Here is a 1,689-nt window from a genome sequence, read left to right on the forward strand (position 1 = left end):
GAGATCTTCCGATTCTGCGAGGAATACAAGTCCTTTCTTGACAGGTCCAAGACAGAAAGGGAGGCCGCCCGGTATATAGCGGATTACCTTGCGAAGAACGGTTTTTCAGAGGATTGTACTGGTGAAAAGGTATTCCGCGTGAACAAAGGAAAAGAAGTGGTCGCCTTTCGCAGGGGAGAGAAAGACCCGGCGGGCGGTCTCAGGATAATCATTGCGCACATCGATGCGCCGAGGCTTGACCTCAAGCAGAACCCCATCTACGAAGACGTTGACCTTGCGCTGCTCCGTACCCATTATTACGGCGGCATCAAAAAATACCAGTGGGTTGCCATACCGCTTGCCCTCCATGGTGTCGTTATAAGGGCTGACGGAACAACAGTGGAAATAACCCTTGGCGAGTCTGACGATGACCCTGTTTTCCTCATCGATGACCTCCTGCCCCATCTGTCGCGGAAGACCCACGATGAGAAGAAGCTGTCAGAGGCCATAGAGGGAGAAAAGCTTATTATTCTGTTCGGGAACATTCCCCTCGCCGGCGCAGAAAAAGACGCCGTAAAGCAGTTCGTGTTGAATATATTTAAGGACAGGTACGGAATCATCGAAGAGGACTTTATCAGCGCAGAGCTTGAGATCGTGCCAGCCTTCAAGGCGCGGGACGTAGGCATCGACAGGAGCATGATCGGGGCCTACGGCCAGGATGACCGGGCATCTGCCTTCACCCTCCTCAAGGCGATCTGCGACAATGAAACGCCGCAGCAGTCCTGCCTTGCGATATTCGCCGACAAGGAAGAGGTTGGGTCTGAGGGGAATACGGGCGTACAATCCAATTTTTTGCAGCTTTTTTTATATGATGCGCTTGTTGGCATGGATATCAAGGCCGATGAGGCCACGATCCGGAAGATGCTGTTTAACTCGAAGGCGTTGTCGGCAGATGTGAACGGCGCGGTAAACCCCACGTTCCAGGACGTCCACGAAAAACAGAACGCGTGCTATCTCGGGCGCGGCATCTGCATCTCGAAATTTACCGGCCATCTCGGCAAGGTCGGGGCAAGCGACGCGAACGCCGAATATGTAGGTGAGATACGCCGCCTCTTTAACCGTGCGGGGGTTATCTGGCAGACCGGAGAGATGGGAAAGATCGATGAAGGGGGAGGCGGAACAGTGGCGAAATTCCTTGCCGTTTACGGTCTGGATATAATAGATTGCGGTGCCCCGCTTCTCACCATGCACTCACCATACGAGATATCGAGTAAGATCGATATCTACGAATCATACCGTGCTTTTCAGGTCTTTTTTAAATCGTAAAACGGAGGCTTAATTATTTATGACGGAAATTGAAACAATTGACATACCTAACCTGATCCCGCTCCTTCCTGTCCGGGATATGGTTATGTATCCGTCCGTTATCCTCCCGCTCTTTGTCGGGCGGGATATGTCGATAAATGCGGTAGAGAAGTCGCTGTCAAAGGACAGGCTGATCCTCGTCGCTGCTCAAAAGGATTTGACGGATGAAGACCCTCTCCCCGGCAGGATATACTCTGTAGGCGTCGTATCCCAGATCATGAGGATGCTGAGGCTGCCTGACGGCAGGGTAAAGGTGCTGATCCAGGGATTGAAAAAGGCACGCATACTGGAATATGCCCAGGAGACCCCGACCTTCCTGGTCAAAATAGAAACCATCAACGAACC

The 1,689-nt window shown here is 52.2% G+C and carries 2 protein-coding genes; both read left to right on the forward strand.

Annotated features, from left to right (window positions below; genetic code table 11):
• The coding region (locus PHU49_00930) for an aminopeptidase (protein ID MDD5242553.1) at positions 1 to 1,305 on the forward strand (1,305 nt) is incomplete at its 5' end.
• 19 nt (positions 1,306 to 1,324) lie between these two features.
• Positions 1,325 to 1,689, forward strand: a 365-nt coding sequence (locus PHU49_00935) for an LON peptidase substrate-binding domain-containing protein (protein ID MDD5242554.1), incomplete at its 3' end; no start/stop codon positions are given.

It is taken from the genome of Syntrophorhabdaceae bacterium (assembly GCA_028713955.1).
Taxonomy (GTDB): Bacteria; Desulfobacterota; Syntrophorhabdia; order Syntrophorhabdales; family Syntrophorhabdaceae; genus UBA5609.